Consider the following 17,545-nt stretch of genomic DNA (forward strand, 5'->3'; position numbering starts at 1 on the left):
GGCGGTAAATTTTCGATGATAGATTCACTCGTGGTTTGATCTTCGACCGAAACGAGCTCATATGCCTCTCGACATCGCACGCCTCGATCCCGCCCGCACGGTGCTGCTGGTCATCGACATGCAGAACGACTTTCTGCAGCCCGGTGCGCCGCTGGAGTCCGCGGCGGGCCGCGCCATGATCCCCACACTGAATATCGCGATCGAGTCGTGCCGCACGGCAGGTATTCCGGTGCTGTTCACCACGCACGTGCATCGCCGCACCGGTGCCGATATGGGCGCGTTCGCGCGGCTGTACCCGCCGGTGGCGACGCGGTCTGCCCTGATCGACGGCACCCCGGGTGTCGATATCCATCCGGACGTCGCCCGCCTGGACACCGACGAACTGATCAAGAAGCACCGATACAGCGCCTTTTTCGACACCGATCTGGATACTCTGCTGCGCGGCATGGACACCAGCACCGTCGTCGTCGCGGGCGTCACCACCGAGGACTGTGTCCAGTCCACCGCCCGCGACGCGATGTTTCGTAACTTCGACACGGTGGTGCTCTCGGACGCATGCGCGACCTATGACCATCCCGACCTCGGCTACGGCGCGATGACCGCCGATCAGGTGCACACCGCGTCGCTCGTGGTGCTCGCGCAATCGACCGCTCATGTGACGACGGTGCAGCAGTTCACATCCCGACTCCCAGTGGCGCATCCCGCCTGACACCGCGTCAGCCCTCGGCCCAATGCCTCGCCCTTCGCAACAACGAGTGGACCGTTACGGTTTGGGCCGCGGTGGGCTGTCCCGGAATTCGGGCCGGCAGGTTGTGAGGTTCCCCCCGCCGATCCGCCTCACGACCGGACCTCTACGGCACGGGGATCAGGAAGGCGGAACACCTGCCGCGCGGTACCCCCGAAGAAGTCGGCGCGCAGATCGTCGTCGAACCCCAGGTTCTCCTGATTGCGCAGTGCCCGGACCGGGTCGATCATCGGCCAATTCGTGCCGAACATAACACGTCGGCGGCCGAGCGTGCGGGCGTAGTCGAGGAATTCCGGGGGAAGTCGGTCGAGCGCGTAGGCAGAGGAGTCAACGTAGAAGTTCGGGAACTTTACTGTGAGCGTGGCAACTTCGCCCAACCACGGAAAACCCACGTGACCACCAACGACCACCAGATCCGGGAAATCCAGCAAAACCCGCTCCAGGTATGGAATCGGCCGACCTGTTTCCGAGGTCTTCAACGGTCCGGTGTGCCCGATCTGGGTGCATAGCGGCACACCCGCTTCGACACATGCGGTGTAGACCGGATAATAGAGCCGATGGTCCGGCGGTAGCTCCCACAGCCAGGGCACAACCCGGACGCCCACGAAAGTGTCACCGGCCAGTTCGCGTATTGTCCGCGCGGCCCCTACGGGGTCGCGGAGGTCGACTCCGAGCAGGCCGCGGAACCTGTTGGGCGCGTGGTCGATCGCGGCCCGCACCTCGTCGTTGGTGATCAGCGCTCCGCCTGGGCCGTACCATGCCGACAGCAGCGCCAGATCCACTCCCGCGGCGTCCATCCGCGCGAGCGTGTGGTCGATGCCGGGGGCCATATCGTCGGAACTCTTGCCGGTCCAACGCAACAGTGTGGCCAGCCAGGGTTCCTGGGCCATACGCGGGCCGACCTGCTGGGCCCACACGTCGATCGTTTCCATGGGTGATTCCTCTCCCGATATACTTCACTATCAAAGTATTGAGAGGTGGGCCGGATGGCAAGAGACCCGTATCGACTGATCGGCCGAATTCAGCAGGTGTCCCATTCGCTGCGCAAGAAGTCCGACCGGATACTGATCGACAGCGCCGGGGTCACCACGGCTCAGGCCGGGATCCTGGCCGTAGTGGCCGACGATCCAGGCTGCTCCCAGCGCACTATCGCCCAGCGGTTACGACTCGGCGAATCTGCCGTGGTCACCGCCGTGGGGCGACTGCTGGGTGCCGGCCTGGTCGAGCGGCGGGTCAGCGACCGAGACCCGCGAGCGGTCGCCCTGTTTGTCACCGCGCATGGAACCGAGACTGTCGGGCGGGTGCGGGAGACCTACAGTGTGATCAACGGCCTCATCCTCGAAGCCCTGGGGGTCGAGGGCCGCGCGCGGTTCGCCGAACTGCTCGACGCGCTGGATTCGGCCGTCAACGCGTTCCCGAACCCGTCCGACGATACCGGTTCTCCGGAAGTGACCCCTGACCGAATGTAGCGAGCCGGGACGCCGGGGGCAGATGCCGCAAACATCGCGGTGACATCCCCGCAAGCTCACCTACCCGCAAGCCATCTCGGTCGAGTTGCCACATCACAAGCAATGCTCGCCACCCCGTGGGGATTGTCGTCCTACGGAAGCGGGCTGGGCCAATCCTGCGGCGCGGGCCACCAATTCGCTCGTGGAGAGCTTCGGCCGGAAGCTCAGCAGTCCTTTTCGGCGCAGGCGCGAATACTCGCGGCCGCCGCCGAACGGATCGTCGAGGACTTAGCGCCGTCGAGCGGTGTCGTGCTGGTCGGCCACTCGATCGGCGGAATGCTCGCCCTGCTCGCCGCGCCCCACACCACCGCACCGATCCGTGGCATCGAGGTCAGTGGCCCGCACATACACTCCCGATCAACGTGCGAATGACGGCGCGCTGCTACGGTCGCTGCCGATGCCGGAACTCATCGACGTCATCGAGTTGTCGAACCTACTGCCGGACGTGGCGGCGAAAGTCACTCCGGCTCCTCGAAGCTACCCGCCGACGTTCGATACGCGGGCCGATTCAACCGCAGAGATCACAGACTGGAGCTCCGATAGAGCTGGCCTGTATCGGTTTGTCACCCACCGAACCTGCGCTCTGGCGAGCGGACTCACTGATCGGTGCCGGGTGGGATGGTGAGGCAGAAGGGATGTCCCGCAGGGTCGATGAGCACTCGCCAGCGATCGGGTGCGGGCTGAAAACCAGCCTTGACCGCGCCGCACTCGATCGCCGCCGTCTCGGCGATATCGAGATCGGTGACGAACAGATCCAGATGCATCTGCTTGGGCACCTGGTTGCCAGGCCAGTCCGGCGGTCTGTGATCTGCCACTTGCTCGATCGTCAACATCACTCCCGCGCCCGCGAGCACAACCAACTCGCCGGATTCGTACAGGACCTCAAAATCCAGCAACTCCCGATAGAACTGCCCCAGGCGGTGCGGATCGCTGCTGTCGAGCGAAATCGCACCGAATCTGGCGATCGCGGCCATAGCTCCCCCTGAACTCATGGTCCCAGCCTCGTGCCGTGGGCCATATCCCATCGGTACCACAGCCCGCTCATCCGGAAGTCGGCGAGTGCGATCATTGAGTCGCACACAAGCCGAAATCCGTTGTGGCCCAACCGATCATCGACATTAAGGTGCGTTCGGCGACGGTGCCGGATACGTGTCGGCGAACTGATCAAGTGGGGCTCGCCGAGAGCGTTCATTGCTGAGCCTGGCAGCCTGTTTCGCGGTTTCCTCCAGCTTGGCTCGATAGTTCTGCCACCAGTTCGGGTCGCTGGTGGGCATGTTGTCGTTGCCGGCGACCAGGCCGACGACGCTGTCGATGAGCTCACGGATGATGTCGGCATGTCCGGCGTGCCGGTTGGTTTCGGCGGTCACGTGCACCAGGATTCGGTGCAGGGTGACGGTCCGGTGGTCCTCGGACCACCACGGGACCGAGCCTGCGGCGGTGAGGTCGAGCGCGTCGATCGTGGCGTCGGCATGTACCCAGGCCCGGCGGTAGAACCCAATGATGTCCTCACGTGACTCTTCGGCGGTGGCCCACATGTCGACGGTGGGGTCGGTCACGGAATCCTGTTCGGCGAGGGGTTCGTCGTACGGGCGGGCGAAGGTGTCGCCGAAGTAGCCGAACTCGACGGTGCCGAGGTGTTTGACCAGGCCGAGCAGGTTTGTGCCGGTGGGTGTCATGGGCCGACGCACGTCGTACTCGGAGGCGCCGTCGAGCTTCCACAGCACGGCCTCGCGGGCGAAGCGCAGGTAGCGGTGCAGGTCCGCTTTCGGGCCAGAGTCAGTCATGTCGAGCACTCTGCCAAAGGCGCCTCGTATTCCCGACCGATTTTCCGGACTCGGCCATCTGCCCGTTTTCGGTTCGCACGCGCTCATAATCGAATGCCGGATCCCGCAACGGAACTCGGCCTACCAAACCGCGCGCCCAGCGGCAGAAGAGTGCGTCTTTGTGCTCGACCACCGACAGTCCCTCACGGTGGATATGGGCCGATCTCGGCGGTCCAGTCGGTCGCTGCGGTCGACATGGACTCGGTAGTGAGCCGACATGAGATGACGAACGGATCGCCAGCTGAACCCGAATGTTGCACCCGGTGCCCCTGATTCCTGCACACGCACTGCAGAGGGGCACCGGGTGCATATCCACACCAGTCCGGGTCGTGGCGCGTGTGTGCGGGTGCGGAAAGCGCCCGCGCACACGCTATTTCACCTGCCCGTGATCACGGCTGGCCGGTAACGACCGCCTGTACGGCGTCGAGGAACTCCGGGCCGCCCGAGACGTATCCGCCGACGGTTCCACCGATCAGCACACCCGTGGGGATGCTGACCCCCCATATCAGGGGCATACACGCCCCGAGGAGGCCGCCCACGATGGCACCGCCGACGACGCCAGGCAGGTTCTTGTTGATCTGCTCCTTGAGCCGGTCGTAGGAGCTGATGTCCTTCAGTTGCGCAATATCTTCTGCCGTCAGGGTCGGTGTCAACGTCAGGGTGCGGCCGTCCGCACCGATCTGCTGCGCAATCGCGATCGAGCGCCCGTCGACGGCGTACCGTTGCGGCACTTCGGTCACCGCCGCTCCGTCGTCGGACTCGAGCACCACCGCACCGTTCTGCGCGATCTCGAACTTGCCATTCTCGACGGTGGCGATAATGCCCCTGTCGACTGGCGAAACGGTGATCTGGTAGTTGATTCCGTGATCCACACCGGAATTCGTGTCCACCGCATTCACCGCCGTCGGCTGCTCCGCTACGGCCAGCTCTGCATGGGCGGTTGCCGCAGTGATACCTACGGCCGAAATGGCCATGAAAACGGCAGCAGTCATCTTCTTGAACTTCATTCTTCGAACCCCTCCACTCAGCTGCCCCTGATGGGCGGACCGAGTCAGACCTTAGGCGGTGTCGAATTCAATGGTGTGTAGTACGACACACACAGTTCGAAGTCACTGCACTCCTATTTCTCATGTCCCTGTGTGTCAGGCTGAGTTGAATCCTTTGGTTCACAGCAAATCGGCCTGACGCGGGGCGAGAGCCGGATCGACATTTCATGACCAGCATGAGGGCCTCGAGGGGGCGACCACAATGGCGGATGGGTTCTCAGGGGCCGCGCGCGTGTAGCTCACGCATGGTCCCATGCGCGTCACCACCTCCCCGCGGAGCACGATCCTGAACCAATGAACAGGCTGCGCGGTCGGCGGTTGACGCCGTTTCGGTCGTAGGTGCGGCCGATATGCGCGGCGTGGATGGTCGTTATGCAGGCAAGACCGTTCCTGCTCGGTGTCGGATGCGCGAGGCTATGAGGTGCGGAGAGACCGGTGACCATATTTCATCGGCTGATCAAGTTCCACCCGCCAATAGGTTTCCCGCGCAGTGGTCGCGGTCGGGCGTCACCGCGGTGGTGTCCGCAAGTCCGTGAACAGTATTCATTTCAGCCACAACGCTTTTCATTTCCTACGACAACGATCCGGAGATGATGGTCATGCACAACATCGAGGAAGAATCGTCGACGGCACCGCGTTTTCCTGTCGCAACAGGGTGGCCGGATACCCGGCATGCCGCGCTCACCGTATTCGTGGTGGCCGACCGGTTCGCGGTGTTCGCCGAGGGGACGTCGGTGACCACCTGGAGCGAGCTGGTCGAGCGGATTGCCCGGGATGAGCTGTCAGGTCCGGTTCGGCTGTTGGCCGGGCAGGGGGTCTCGCGCCGGGACTGGGCGTGGCTGGGCGACCGGGTCACGGCATCGTGCGACGAGGATGTGGTGCTGGGGCCGCTGCCGCCGGAACCACTGTATCGCGGAGACACGCTGAACCAGCGGCAGGCGAACGTCCTGATCGGTGATCTATGCCGGATCGCTGAGGACCGGTGGGCCTGTGAGCTGGTCATCGGCGATGACACGGAACTGATTCAAGACCATACCGCGCTGCGGCAGCACATTCCGGGAATGCTCTTGATGGAAGCTACCTGCCAGATGTATATCGCTGTCACTTCGCGTGTGGTCGACGCACGCTGGCCCGATATCGATTTCTACATGGTGATGCAGCGATTCCGGATCGAGTTCGACCGGTATGTGTTCCCGCTACCTGCTCAGCTGTTGATGAGTGTCACCTCCGACCGCAGTCGTGAAGATCGAGTCCGGTTCAACATGTCGGTCACGATCGAACAGGCCGGCCACACCTGCGCGCGGGCGTCGTGGTCATGTCAGCGGATCGTGCGCGACACGATCTATGCCATCGAGAACCACAGAGCCTGTCAAACCCTCGCCGCTGCTACGCAGCCGGTGCGCACTCAGGAGGTCACAGCCTGATGTCCGGTCCGATCAACGCAGGCATTACCGGGGTCGGCTCGTATCTTCCCGACCAGGTGTTGACCAACGACGCAATCGCACACAACTTTGACAAACCCGGTTCGTGGATCACCGACCGCACGGCAATCCAGGCACGGCGCGTCGCTGATCCCAGCGAATCACCGGTGGAGATGGCGGCCGCCGCAACGACGGCGGCGTTGGCGGCGGCCGGCGTGCCCGCCGAGCGGGTCGGTTTGATCCTGGCCACCTCCTCGACACCGGGGCGATTTATGCCCTCTATCGCCTGCGGAGTGCAGCGACGCATCGGGGCCCGGCACGCGACCGGTCTGGACGTCAACGCCGCGTGCGCGGGATTCCTGTTCGCGCTGCATCTCGCGTTGTCCACCATGACCAGCGGTGCTGTCGCCGGGCCGGTCGTCGTAGTCGCCACCGAACGGTACTCACGCCATCTCGACTATCAGGACCGAGCCACGGCATCGCTGTTCGGGGACGGCGCCGGCGCGATCGTGCTCGACACGGTCGCCGACGGCTACGGGTTCATACACACCAGCATCGGCTCGGATGGCGAACTCGAAGACAACGTCCGCCTCGACCTGGAGCCCGGCCACGTCGTCATGAACGGCCGCGGCACCCGCGAGTTCATCGAACACCGCCTGCCCGCCATGGTGCTGACCGCTGCGAAGGCAGCCGAGACCGACTTGGATGCGGTCGACCTGATCGTGCCGCACCAGGCCAATATGCGGCTGGTCACCGGTCTGCTCACCGGGGTGGGAGTGCGCAGCGACCAGATCTGGGCCACCGGGCACCGCTACGGCAATACCGGCGCCGCGTCGGTGCCGATCACCCTCGACGACGCCGTTCGTCACGGCGCTCTCACCGACGGGCAGGTGGTGCTCATGGCCGCTATCGGCGCAGGCATGACCTGGGGAACCGCCGTCCTACGCTGGGGAGGTGACCGGCGATGACCGCACCGGACATATTGTTGCCCGGCACCGCCGAACAGCGCCGGACCTGGACCCAGTTCTTCACCGAACTCGACACCGCCCACCCCGCACAGGCCGGGCCAGGATTGTACGAACGAGCACGAATCGTGTTGCGGGACGGGCCCAATCGCTCGAATATCAGCACCGACCGGGCTGCGACGCTGACGATGCTGGCCGCCGCCGCGGTCAGCGAACCCGCCCTGTTCCATGTCCTGGCCGTGCACACGTGCCTCATCGAACCGGCACTGACCACCGCCGCAGCCGAGACCGGGGCGACGCTGCTGCAGGACTTTCAGCGCAAGCTCCGCGACGCCGACTGGTTCGGCGCGATGGTCATCACCGAAGCCGGTGCCGCCGCCAGCCAACTAGCAGTGCGCACCACGGCCACTCGGGCCCCCAATGGTTTCATCCTTGACACACCCGACGACGCCGCGGTCAAAATCATGGCCAACGCCGCCCTCGACTCACCACCCAGGCTCGGGATGGTCTTCGCCGAAATCCTCTGCGACGGCCGTCCGCAAGGAGTATTCGCCTTCGCAGTACCATTGCAGGACAACGGAATCCGGACCGAACCGATGCTCGTCCACCAAGGGATGCCGGTCGACTTCGCCCGCATCCGCTTCGACAAGGTATTCGTCCCGGACCAGGCATGGCTGCACGGTAGCGCCCGTTGGGAACCTGGTCGCGGAGTATGCGACCCTGCCGGGCCTGGCCGGCTCGGCAGCAGTCTGGCACCGGTTGCGAACATGTGGACCGCCACCGCTGTCGCACTCGCAGCCTGCGCGCGCGCCGCCGTCACCGATACCATCCGGTTCGCCTCCGGCAGACCCGTCCGGTCCCAACACCGATTCGGCGGCACCCTCCTCGACCAACCCCTCGTACAGCACGACCTCGCCACTGCCACAGCATTCACCGCCACCGCTTCCGTGCTCGCACGCAACCTTGAATACGCCGCTGCGCCCGCACCCGGCCCATTCCACGCCGAATGGGCGCCGTTCGCCGGAGTCGATCAACACCGCGCCGTAACCAAGGCCTGGATTGTCGACGCCGTCGAGCAAATACTTCGGACCTGCCGAATCCGCCAAGGCTCACATGGGTTCTGCTCACCCATACCCGGCTGGGAAGCACTGGCGGCCGGCTACCAGGCCGCCGCCGGTGACAACACACTGATCCTGCTCGACTGCGCCCGCGCCCTCACCGAAAGCACCCCGCACGACGACCCGCGCAACGATCCGCACAACCCACTACGGCTGCTCACCACGCGTGTCCAGCGGCTCGCCACCGAACTCGCCGGACTCGACCCGGCCGACACATCCTGGAGCACCTACGCCGTCGAACTCGGCCGCGCACACGGCGACCGGCTAGCCGCCAACGCCATCACCCACGCCGCCACCCGAACCCCCGAACTCGCTGCGGCAGCAACACTGGTCACCGCCACACTCGTCGACCGGCACCTCGCCTGGTACCTCACCCAGGGCCTGCTCACCACCGAACAAGCCCACCACCTCACCACTACCCTGTGCCGACAAATCCCCCACGTACTCCACGCCACACACCCCGACCCCCCATCCCGATAACCCGTGACCGGCGGAGTCACGCACTCCGCCGAACCGATCTGTCCCCCACAGCCTTCTGAACGAACCGGCGATCCGCGACGGGAAATCTACTAACCGCCCACCTGTTTCCGACTCTCACACCCGGGCGACGGCGTCTATCACCCGCCGCGACGAATGGTCAGGCCGACAGAACGTAGCCGAAACTCGTGAGGGCATCGGCCAGATTTGTACAGCCTGGCATGGTCTGTCTGGCTACTTCTGCAGCGCCCAGCGGTGCACTTCGAAGCGGCGAACGCACCCTGCCCCTTTACCGAGCGACGACGCCCGACTGGGCGCGGTATCTCGGCATTGCCCCCGTCACGATCAGGGCTCCGGCTCCGCTCGGCAGGCAGCGAGGGTGGTGAGGATGACGTCCACGAGTCGCTGCTGCGGGTAGGGATCTGCGAGATCACCGGCGGCTGTGAGTGTCTGGGGACGCGCGTGAGCGAGCCCGACCAGGCAGTCCAAGGCGAGATCGGTGTCCAAGTCGGCCGGGAGCTCAGCCCGTTCGACGGCCCTGCGAAGCATCGCCGCACCGGCGTCCCGGCGCGGCTGACGCAGCGTGGCGTAAAAGGCACGCGCCAGACGCGAGTTCCGGGTGGCTTCGGCGCAGAGGTCGGCAACGATGCGAGTCATTCGCTGATCGCCGCGGGCTTCGGTGGCATCCGCAACGTAGTGGCCGACATCCCCGCGCAACGTCCCGGTATCGGGTATCGGCACCGCGTTCCATGCGAGGTCCGCCACGATCTGCTCGATCATGGCCTGCTTGGATTCCCAGCGCCGATAGATCGCTGCTTTGCCGACACCGGCGCGGCGTGCGACTGCTTCCATAGACATTCGTGCGTAACCGGACTCGGCGATCTCGTCCCACGCCGCCGCGGTGATCGCATTGGTGACCTGCCCACGCAGTAGAGCCGCGCCGGCCACGGGACGGGATCGAGTCGAGTCGCTCATCGGCACCAGTCTATTGAACGGAACGATACGGTTGCGTTCCACCGTACTAGACAACTACTCTCGAATACGGAACGGAACAGTTCCGACGCATTACGGCAGAGCTCCCGGGGTTGTCATGAATTCTGCAGAGACCGATGTACTTGTCGTCGGCGCTGGCCCCACCGGACTGGTACTGGCGTGCGCGCTGCGACTCCAGGGGGTCGCGGTGCGGGTGGTGGATGCCGCATCAGGGCCGGCGACCACCTCACGGGCGAACATTCTGCATGCCCGGGGCGCCGAGGTTCTGGAACGCATAGGTGCCCTCGGAGATCTCCCGCAACGCTCGCTGACCGCCCTCACCATCACCCAGTATCTCGATGGGAAACCCGCCGTCACAGTGCGATTCGGAGACCTCGGCCCGGGAACCACCCGTCCTGCCCTGTATGCGTCACAAGCCGATGTCGAAGCGCAGTTGCGGCGGCGGCTTGGCGAACTGGGTACAGATATCGAATGGAACTCCGCGATCTCCGGCTCGGAGCAGAACGACAGTGGTGTCACCACGACCCTCACAAGCGGCGATACCTTGCGATGCCGCTGGATGGTCGGCTGCGACGGGGCCCACAGTGCCGTACGGAAACTGGCCGGGATCGCGTTCCCCGGAGCTCGGCTCACCGAACGATTCCTGCTGGCCGACGTTTATGCCGAGTGGCCGGTCGACCGCTCAGGCGGGCACGGCTGGCCCCATCGAGACGGACCCTTGTTCGCCGTGCCGATGCGCGAAGCCGGCCGCCCGGATGACCTGTGGCGGCTGATGGCCTACGACCCCACCGGTAGCGACGACGCACAGAGCACGGAACAGATCGTGGACCGCTTCCGGCAGCTGGTACCCGAGCGCACCGGCCGCACCGATATCCGCATCACGGACGCGTCGTGGACATCGGTGTTCCACGTCCACCGGCGGTTAGCCGACACCTACCGTGACCGTCGGGTCTTCCTCGCCGGCGACGCCGCCCACATCCACAGCCCGCTGGGCGGACAAGGGATCGTCACCGGAATCGGCGACGCAGAAAACCTCGCCTGGAAACTCGCGCTCGTCATCGAAGGACGCGCCACCACCGCCCTCTTGGACACCTACGAGGCCGAACGCCGACCACTGGCCACCGATGTACTGCGGAACACCACCACCGCGACACGCCTGCAAGTCGGCGACAGCCCGTTCCTAAGGTTCCTACGGCGGCGGCTTCTCGTGCCGATCGCCGCTATACCCGCTGTGCAGCGCCGAGCCAGCCGGGTCGCGTCCCAGCTCTGGGTGACCTACCGCCAAGGGCCCCTGAGCCGTGGCATCCGGTCCCACCTCGGACGCCCGCCCCGACCCGGCGACCGCATCCCGAACCTGCCCAGCCGACACCTCGACGGCAGCCGCACCGATCTTTACTCCCAACTGGGCAAGGGCTGGGTACTGCTATTACCCTCCCACGGCGACGCCGTACCCTTCACCGCGATAGGAGCCCTCCTCGGCCACAACGTCATCGCACTCGTCTCCGAGCCCACCACCGAACAACGAGACGTACGACTCATCCGCCCAGACGCTCACCTTGCCTGGCGCGGCACCGAGCCCCGGCGACTCACACGATGGCTCGAACACGCACTGCAATGCGGAACGGCCACGCCCTGACCGACCCTGCCCATCGGACGCACTTTCGACCTCGAAGACGGGCGCGACGCCTACCCCGCATAGCCGATCGCGTCCCCGGACGAGTGGTCATCCGCCTACGACCGATATCGAACGATGGCGTGGCGAGGTCCGATGCGCGAGCCCTGGTCGAGCTGTCTGCCGATCCTCAGTTATCGGGTTGCTCGAACGTCTACGATGACAACGAGCGTGAATCCGGTCTCGATATGCATGCGGTCTCGACATTCAAGGAGCCTGGCATGACAACCGATCACCCCTATGTTTACCATTTCTCGGAGTCCGAGCCGATCAGATTCGACGGCGGCGAATTGCAGGGCGCGCATGAGCAGAACTTTCCCGTTTTACAGAATCAGCGGGGATCGGTCTACCTGATCCACCTCGATCCTGGGGGAATCCGCGAACCGCACTGGCACCCCTCGGCATGGGAGCTGAACTTCGTCATCTCCGGATTCGCCCGATGGACCGTACTCGGTACGCACCCGGACGGCAGCTACCACAACGACCTGTTCGAAGTCGGCCCACGCGACCTGGTGTTCGCGCCGCAGGGCTTCTTCCACTATTTCGAAAATGCCAGTGCGACAGAGGGGTTGGATGTACTGGTGGTATTCAATACCAGCACCCAGGAACCCAATGACGACATCGGGATCGTCGGCACACTCAACAGCCTGCCACGGTCGGTACTCGCCGCCTCTTTCGGAGTGCCGGTTTCCGCGTTCGACCAGATCCCCGACGAGATCAAACCGATCGTGATCGCCCGCCACCACACCGGCACGGAATAGCACAGGGTGTCAGGGCCACCGGGCAGTCGAGGATATCGCCTTTGCTCGAGAGTTTGTTGCCCAGGTGCGTAACGAATCGCCACACATCACGTTGGGTCGAGCGGATGAATTCTTCCAGCGCGCCCCGGTCGCCATTCCCGGCGGCGAGCGCGAGTTCGGTCAGTCCTTCGTCGGATATCACCGAAATCCATATCGACATAGTCGACTGTTCGAATAATCCACGACACAAATTCCGGCGTCGGAGAGACCGGCCGTCCGACCGGGTGCGCAATCAGAGATACGGGCCTGGCGGACGACCGCACCAACCGTCGAGGCTGCGGTGGCGGACTCTCTGCAGCAGGACACTGCGTAGTGGCACCGTCACGCGGTAGAAAACCACCGCGCTGTGTACGGCGATCGTCGGGACCGGACCGGCATACGTGCCAGCGGATTCGTGCGCGACGGCATGGGATGAACCATGACCGCCCGACACCGACGCGACCCCGAACCGCAGATGCAGTACCACCTGCACGGCCAGCAGACCGCTACCGATGGCGACGATCCCGCGTTGCCGTTCGGCCACGACCCACGCCAACGCACCAATGGCGGCGAACGTCGAAATCAACGCCCAAACCGGCAGACCGTGCCCCGACACCTGCGCGTGCCCCCAGCCGACAGTAGTACACAGACTGCGGCGAACACCACGGCACGCGTCACCCGTGCGTTTCGGGCACGGGTGAGCGGTTCATAACACCACCGTCGTCGCGTCCGCTCGCAAGCTCACGCCCAGAAGGTGACAACAGGTGGCCAGAATTCATCCCTTGATCCCCTGCTCGACCAGCATAGGGGTCAGGCTTTGCGGCGCGTTACTCCCAGGCCGATTCCAGCGATCAAGCCGAGCGCGCCGAGGACGATTCCGATGACACCGAGCCAGCGGGCAGTGGTATCGCTGGTTGATCCACCCTTCTCGGGCATGGCCGAGGGGATGTCGCCGTGGTTTTCGACACCACCGGCATGTTTGGCCGCCAGTTTCAGCGATGGCGCGGGATATTCGGATTCCGGGCCCCCTGTCGTGGGCTCCTGCTCCCACTTGACGACCTGCCCGTCGGCGTAGGTCTGAACCGCGGGCATGGTGAGCCGTTCGGTATCGGGAAGTCCGTTGGCGAGCACGGAGAATTGTGCGAACTGGCCGGGGCCGATCCCACCTCCTGGATCAGCGGTCCAGGTGACGGCGGTGACGTTACGGGCGGAGTCCTTGGCCGCCACCGCCTTCCAGCCCGGCATGGCCTGGGTATCGACGGCGGTCACACCCGGGATCCGCACCACCAACTCCGTGGTGGAGCTGTTGGTGGCCGACTCGTTCGGCACTTGGAAGGTCAAGATCGCGGAGCCACCGCGAGCGGCATCCGGCGCCGACACACTGACATGCGCGAATGCGGGCACCGCCGCGACCACGACGGCGATCGCGGCTGCCGCTCCTGTGAAAGCGGTACGCGAAATCCAAGAACTGTTCATCGAAGAGATCTCTCCTTCACAGTAAATAATCGAATGCGACCGATCCTCAGCTGTCGACGATAAACCCTTCCCGGTCGCGGTCCGCGACAATCCGAATATCATGTCGGCGATACACGGAACCGCGACTACGGCGAATGTCGCGTCCATTTTCGCTGGGTAGGCGGAAGGGCCTCCCCGGGGAATTGAGGAGAATGGTTGTGCTACAACCGCTCTACGTCGGCCGATGCTGAAAGGTTGACCCCACAGCTCACCAACCACCTCGACGTCCGCGCCCGCTTCGAACTGCTCGATCTCGTCGGGGCCACCCGATCCGACCACGAGTACCACTCGAAATCAGCACTGCGGTAAGCCGAACCAGGTGGGTACCTGAGCGCTTCACCTGCACGTTGTTGCCCACCAACCCTAGAAACGAAAATCCTTGTCATGCGTGCGGAACCGGCCCTCGTCCAACTGTCGACCCCAAGCGAGACGAGACGTGTCGTATTGACTTGTGGTCGATTCACTGGCACACTCTTGAGCGAGACGCGGCGTCTCGCAACGAGAGGAGTTTCATGACACGGACATGGTTCATCACCGGCGCCAATCGCGGACTAGGGAAAGCGTTCACCCGTGCCGCACTCGAGCAAGGCGGCCGGGTTGTCGCGACGGCTCGCGACCCGCACGACATGGCCGAAATCGCCGAGGATCGACTCACCGTGCTGCCGTTGGACGTTCGCGACCGCCGGCGCGTTATTGACACAGTGGACCGCGCATTCGAGCTCTCCGGCTCGATCGATGTGATCGTCAACAACGCGGGCTACGGCCTTGTCGGCGCGCTGGAGGAACTCGACGAGGAGCGGATCCGGAATCAGATGAACACCAATTTCTTTGGTGCACTGTGGGTTTCGCAGGCAGCCATCCCGCACCTGCGAAAGCAGGGCTCGGGACATATCGTGCAGATCTCCACCGTTGGTGCGGTGGGCTCGATGCCGTTGTTCGGTATGTACAACGCGAGCAAATGGGCCCTGGAGGGTTTCAGTGCGTCACTCGCGGATGAGTTGCGCCCCTTCGGTATCGCGGTGACCATGGCACAGCTGGGTGGTTTCGACACCGACTGGGCGAAATCCAGTATGCGGTTCGCCGAACCTCTGCTCGCCTACGACGAGCTGCGCACATCGATCCTGGGCATGCGGAACTATCCCGATCCAGCGGCTCCACCGCCCGAAGTCGACTACGAGTCCGAGTGGACCGAGGCGGCGCCCGAAGTTGCCGCCGCCGAACTACTGTCACTCGTGGAGATGCCGAATCCGCCGGTACGCAAGATCATTGGTCCTGGCGCGCATCAGATGGTCGCGATGGCGCTGGACCAGCGGCGCCTCGACTACGCGACCGACACGCAGTTCAGCTGGCCGAGCTGATCGGCCCGAGGCCGAGCTGGTGCCCGCTGCACGGCTGGACGAGCATTTGTCCCAGTGCCCGGACTGCCGCCGGTGGTACGCGGCGGTGACCGAATCGCCCCGGCAGCTACGGCTCGCCCCGGCCCCACTGGTCCCCGATCTCGGCGAGCGGATCCATGCGCGCGGCGCTCCGCCGTTCCGGGTGTCCGGCCGCCGCCGGACCAGCGGAGCGCCGCGCATGGATCCGGCATACTGAGGGCCATGACGGTCATCGCCGCGGGCGGCGTGGCGGTGCGCACCGACGGTCCGCCGTCCCAGCCCGCCGCTGTTCCGGAAAGGGTGCGACGATAGACGGCACCATGATCAGTGCAGCGCACCGTTCGCCGCTCGCCCAGGCGTGCCGTGCGTGGATGTTCGCGCTGATCTGTGTCCTGCTCTCGGCGACGGGACACGCCCTCACCTCCGCCCACTCCATTTCCCTGTCGACACTCGGCCTCGCGGTCGGCTTCCTCACCGCCTTCGCCTGGTCCGTCGCCGACCGGCAGCGCGGTCTGCTGCCGATCACCGCTGGACTGCTGGCCGGCCAAGGTGTACTGCACCTGTGGTTCGCCGCCGACCCCGCCGGGGGACACACCGGCCACGCCGCGACGGCCGGCCGTCTGGCCGACACCAGCTCACCGGCCATGCTGGGAGCACACTGCTTTGCCGCGCTATTGTGCGGCCTCTGGTTATGGTGGGGTGAGCGCACCGCGTTCGCGCTCGCCTCGGCTCTGTACACCCGGATCGTGCTGCCCCTGCTACTGCTCGTTCCGCCGTTACCGGCCACGGTCGCCGCACGCCCCCCTGCCGAACTCGGCGCACCGGCCGCGACCGTCGAATTCCTGCGCCACGCGATGGCCCGCCGCGGCCCGCCACCCCCGACTCCGCACATTCCAGAATCCGTCGTGACACCGTGACCGGCTAGCTGCCCGGGATATCCTCCGGGGCGCCCGCCGGACCGTCGGGTGTGCGCGGCGGGCATCCCGTCACCGGCGCATCGCCGGCGGTGACGCGGTCCCGCGACTCGGTCCGCGCACTAGCCGTGCACGCGGGCGTATTCCGGCGCGACCGCGAGGCCGCTTGTGCGTCCCGATCAGAAAATTCTTCGCCATGAACACGCAACCTCGAGTGCTGCCCAGCCCCGGACAGCACTGCCGACCACACCCAGGCCCCGCGCGATCCACCGGCCACCACCCGGTTCGCCGTCATGTCATCCGATGAACACCTGACCGCGCTGGCTCTGGCCGCCGGCGCGGGCGACCGAACCGCCCTGGCGGAGTTCATCCGGTGTACCCAGACCGATGTGTGGCGTTTCGTCGCCCACCTGACCGATGCACAGTCCGCCGACGATCTGACCCAGGAAACCTTCCTGCGCGCGATGGGCAGCCTGCCGCGTTTCGTGGGGCGTTCCACCGCCCGCACCTGGTTGCTCTCGATCGCCCGGCGCGCGGTGATCGACCGGCTGCGCACCGCCTCCGCTCGTCCGCGCACCACAGGCGGGGCCGACTGGGAAACCGCGGTCGAACAGCGGCGCGACCGGCACGACAGCGATATCGGCGAGGATATGGTGGTCGCGGACTTCCTGCGCCATCTCCCGGACGACCGCCGCGAGGCGTTCGTGCTGACCCAGATCCTGGGACTCACCTACGCCGAGGCCGCGCAGGCCGCCGACTGCCCGGTCGGCACCATCCGCTCCCGGGTCGCGCGGGCCCGCGAAACGCTGGTCGAACTATGGCAGGGCATAGACACGGATTCCACCGTGGTCTACGCCTTCCGCCAGGGAACTCGGCGCGATGGAGCCGCCGTGCCGCTCGCCCGAGCACGCTGACGGGGCAGGATCGAGCCCGCCCGGGTTTCCGGTAACCGGTGGGCGGCGCGGGCCGCCCACCGGTTTCCGTATGTCCGACTTGCGCGGCGTGGACCGGCGCGATCGGCCTCGCGACGACGTCACCGTCGCACGGCTGGTGCCCCACGTCCCTGTAGTCGGGCCACGCCGTCCGTCCGGCGAGCCACTATCACGCCGCACAGCGCTCGAGTTCGCCGAACTGGTGGCCCGGCGGGAACTCGAGGCGCTCCGCGTCCGACTTACTTCACGTCCGGAGGTGAC

19 protein-coding genes are annotated in these 17,545 nt (G+C 65.4%); 12 read left to right on the forward strand and 7 right to left on the reverse strand.

Annotated features, from left to right (window positions below):
- The first annotated feature begins 61 nt into the window (after positions 1-61).
- Positions 62-709, forward strand: a complete 648-nt coding sequence (locus LKE06_RS31765) for a cysteine hydrolase family protein (RefSeq protein WP_228003131.1) — start codon at positions 62-64, stop codon at positions 707-709.
- Between the two features lie 128 nt (positions 710-837).
- On the opposite strand, the gene LKE06_RS31770 is transcribed toward LKE06_RS31765, so the two are convergent.
- Positions 838-1,677 carry an amidohydrolase family protein gene (locus LKE06_RS31770; protein ID WP_228003132.1) on the reverse strand — a complete coding sequence of 280 codons (840 nt, stop codon included), beginning with the start codon at positions 1,675-1,677 and terminating at the stop codon, positions 838-840.
- 54 nt (positions 1,678-1,731) lie between these two features.
- On the opposite strand from LKE06_RS31770, the gene LKE06_RS31775 reads away from it, so the two are divergent.
- Together LKE06_RS31775 and LKE06_RS31780 are read left to right on the forward strand one after the other, a co-directional pair.
- Positions 1,732-2,214, forward strand: a complete 483-nt coding sequence (locus tag LKE06_RS31775; RefSeq protein WP_228003133.1) for a MarR family winged helix-turn-helix transcriptional regulator — start codon at positions 1,732-1,734, stop codon at positions 2,212-2,214.
- Positions 2,215-2,316: 102 nt separating this feature from the next.
- Complete coding sequence (locus LKE06_RS31780; RefSeq protein ID WP_228003134.1) at positions 2,317-2,625, forward strand: alpha/beta hydrolase; 309 nt, start codon at positions 2,317-2,319, stop codon at positions 2,623-2,625.
- 224 nt (positions 2,626-2,849) lie between these two features.
- Here the strand turns inward: LKE06_RS31780 and LKE06_RS31785 are convergent, their stop codons facing one another.
- From LKE06_RS31785 to LKE06_RS31795, 3 genes are all read right to left on the reverse strand, one after another.
- Positions 2,850-3,245, reverse strand: a complete 396-nt coding sequence (locus LKE06_RS31785; protein WP_228003135.1) for a VOC family protein — start codon at positions 3,243-3,245, stop codon at positions 2,850-2,852.
- Between the two features lie 126 nt (positions 3,246-3,371).
- Positions 3,372-4,037 (reverse strand): DinB family protein, encoded by a 666-nt coding sequence (locus LKE06_RS31790; protein ID WP_228003136.1) that lies wholly within the window; start codon positions 4,035-4,037, stop codon positions 3,372-3,374.
- A 428-nt stretch (positions 4,038-4,465) separates the two neighbouring features.
- Entirely contained in the window at positions 4,466-5,083 is a 618-nt protein-coding gene (locus tag LKE06_RS31795) for a DUF8020 domain-containing protein (protein ID WP_228003137.1), read from the reverse strand.
- A gap of 629 nt (positions 5,084-5,712) precedes the next feature.
- Here LKE06_RS31795 and LKE06_RS31800 point away from each other — a divergent pair.
- From LKE06_RS31800 to LKE06_RS31810, 3 genes are read left to right on the forward strand one after another with little or no spacing between them, the layout of a single operon-like run.
- The gene (locus LKE06_RS31800; protein ID WP_228003138.1) at positions 5,713-6,546 is read left to right on the forward strand and encodes an AfsA-related hotdog domain-containing protein; all 834 of its coding nucleotides are present in this window, start codon (positions 5,713-5,715) and stop codon (positions 6,544-6,546) included.
- Positions 6,546-7,511, forward strand: a complete 966-nt coding sequence (locus LKE06_RS31805; RefSeq protein WP_228003139.1) for a 3-oxoacyl-ACP synthase III family protein — start codon at positions 6,546-6,548, stop codon at positions 7,509-7,511. Before LKE06_RS31800 ends, LKE06_RS31805 begins: the two co-directional genes overlap by 1 nt.
- Positions 7,508-9,106, forward strand: coding sequence for an acyl-CoA dehydrogenase family protein (locus tag LKE06_RS31810; protein ID WP_228003140.1), 1,599 nt, complete (start codon positions 7,508-7,510; stop codon positions 9,104-9,106). Before LKE06_RS31805 ends, LKE06_RS31810 begins: the two co-directional genes overlap by 4 nt.
- A gap of 342 nt (positions 9,107-9,448) precedes the next feature.
- On the opposite strand, the gene LKE06_RS31815 is transcribed toward LKE06_RS31810, so the two are convergent.
- The gene (locus LKE06_RS31815; RefSeq protein WP_228003141.1) at positions 9,449-10,078 is read right to left on the reverse strand and encodes a TetR/AcrR family transcriptional regulator; all 630 of its coding nucleotides are present in this window, start codon (positions 10,076-10,078) and stop codon (positions 9,449-9,451) included.
- Positions 10,079-10,193: 115 nt separating this feature from the next.
- Here LKE06_RS31815 and LKE06_RS31820 point away from each other — a divergent pair, with 115 nt between their 5' ends.
- Positions 10,194-11,732 (forward strand): FAD-dependent monooxygenase, encoded by a 1,539-nt coding sequence (locus LKE06_RS31820; RefSeq protein WP_228003142.1) that lies wholly within the window; start codon positions 10,194-10,196, stop codon positions 11,730-11,732.
- Between the two features lie 257 nt (positions 11,733-11,989).
- Entirely contained in the window at positions 11,990-12,529 is a 540-nt protein-coding gene (locus tag LKE06_RS31825) for a cupin domain-containing protein (RefSeq protein WP_228003143.1), read from the forward strand.
- A gap of 271 nt (positions 12,530-12,800) precedes the next feature.
- On the opposite strand, the gene LKE06_RS31830 is transcribed toward LKE06_RS31825, so the two are convergent.
- Both LKE06_RS31830 and LKE06_RS31835 read right to left on the reverse strand, forming a co-directional pair.
- A complete protein-coding gene (locus tag LKE06_RS31830) occupies positions 12,801-13,133 on the reverse strand; it encodes a hypothetical protein (protein ID WP_228003144.1) in 333 nt (110 codons plus the stop codon).
- Between the two features lie 224 nt (positions 13,134-13,357).
- Positions 13,358-14,023: a YcnI family copper-binding membrane protein gene (locus LKE06_RS31835; RefSeq protein ID WP_228003145.1), complete on the reverse strand. Its 666-nt coding sequence runs from the start codon at positions 14,021-14,023 to the stop codon at positions 13,358-13,360.
- 551 nt (positions 14,024-14,574) lie between these two features.
- On the opposite strand from LKE06_RS31835, the gene LKE06_RS31840 reads away from it, so the two are divergent.
- The 4 genes from LKE06_RS31840 (at position 14,575) to LKE06_RS31855 (ending at position 17,266) form a co-directional block, all read left to right on the forward strand.
- Entirely contained in the window at positions 14,575-15,420 is an 846-nt protein-coding gene (locus tag LKE06_RS31840; RefSeq protein WP_228003146.1) for an SDR family NAD(P)-dependent oxidoreductase, read from the forward strand.
- 19 nt (positions 15,421-15,439) lie between these two features.
- Positions 15,440-15,655: a hypothetical protein gene (locus tag LKE06_RS31845; protein WP_228003147.1), complete on the forward strand. Its 216-nt coding sequence runs from the start codon at positions 15,440-15,442 to the stop codon at positions 15,653-15,655.
- Positions 15,656-15,758: 103 nt separating this feature from the next.
- Positions 15,759-16,355 carry a hypothetical protein gene (locus LKE06_RS31850; protein ID WP_228003148.1) on the forward strand — a complete coding sequence of 199 codons (597 nt, stop codon included), beginning with the start codon at positions 15,759-15,761 and terminating at the stop codon, positions 16,353-16,355.
- Between the two features lie 290 nt (positions 16,356-16,645).
- Positions 16,646-17,266, forward strand: coding sequence for a sigma-70 family RNA polymerase sigma factor (locus LKE06_RS31855; protein WP_228003149.1), 621 nt, complete (start codon positions 16,646-16,648; stop codon positions 17,264-17,266).
- Positions 17,267-17,545: the final 279 nt, after the last annotated feature.

This window comes from Nocardia australiensis (assembly GCF_020733705.1).
In the GTDB taxonomy this organism is placed as follows: Bacteria; Actinomycetota; Actinomycetes; order Mycobacteriales; family Mycobacteriaceae; genus Nocardia; species Nocardia australiensis.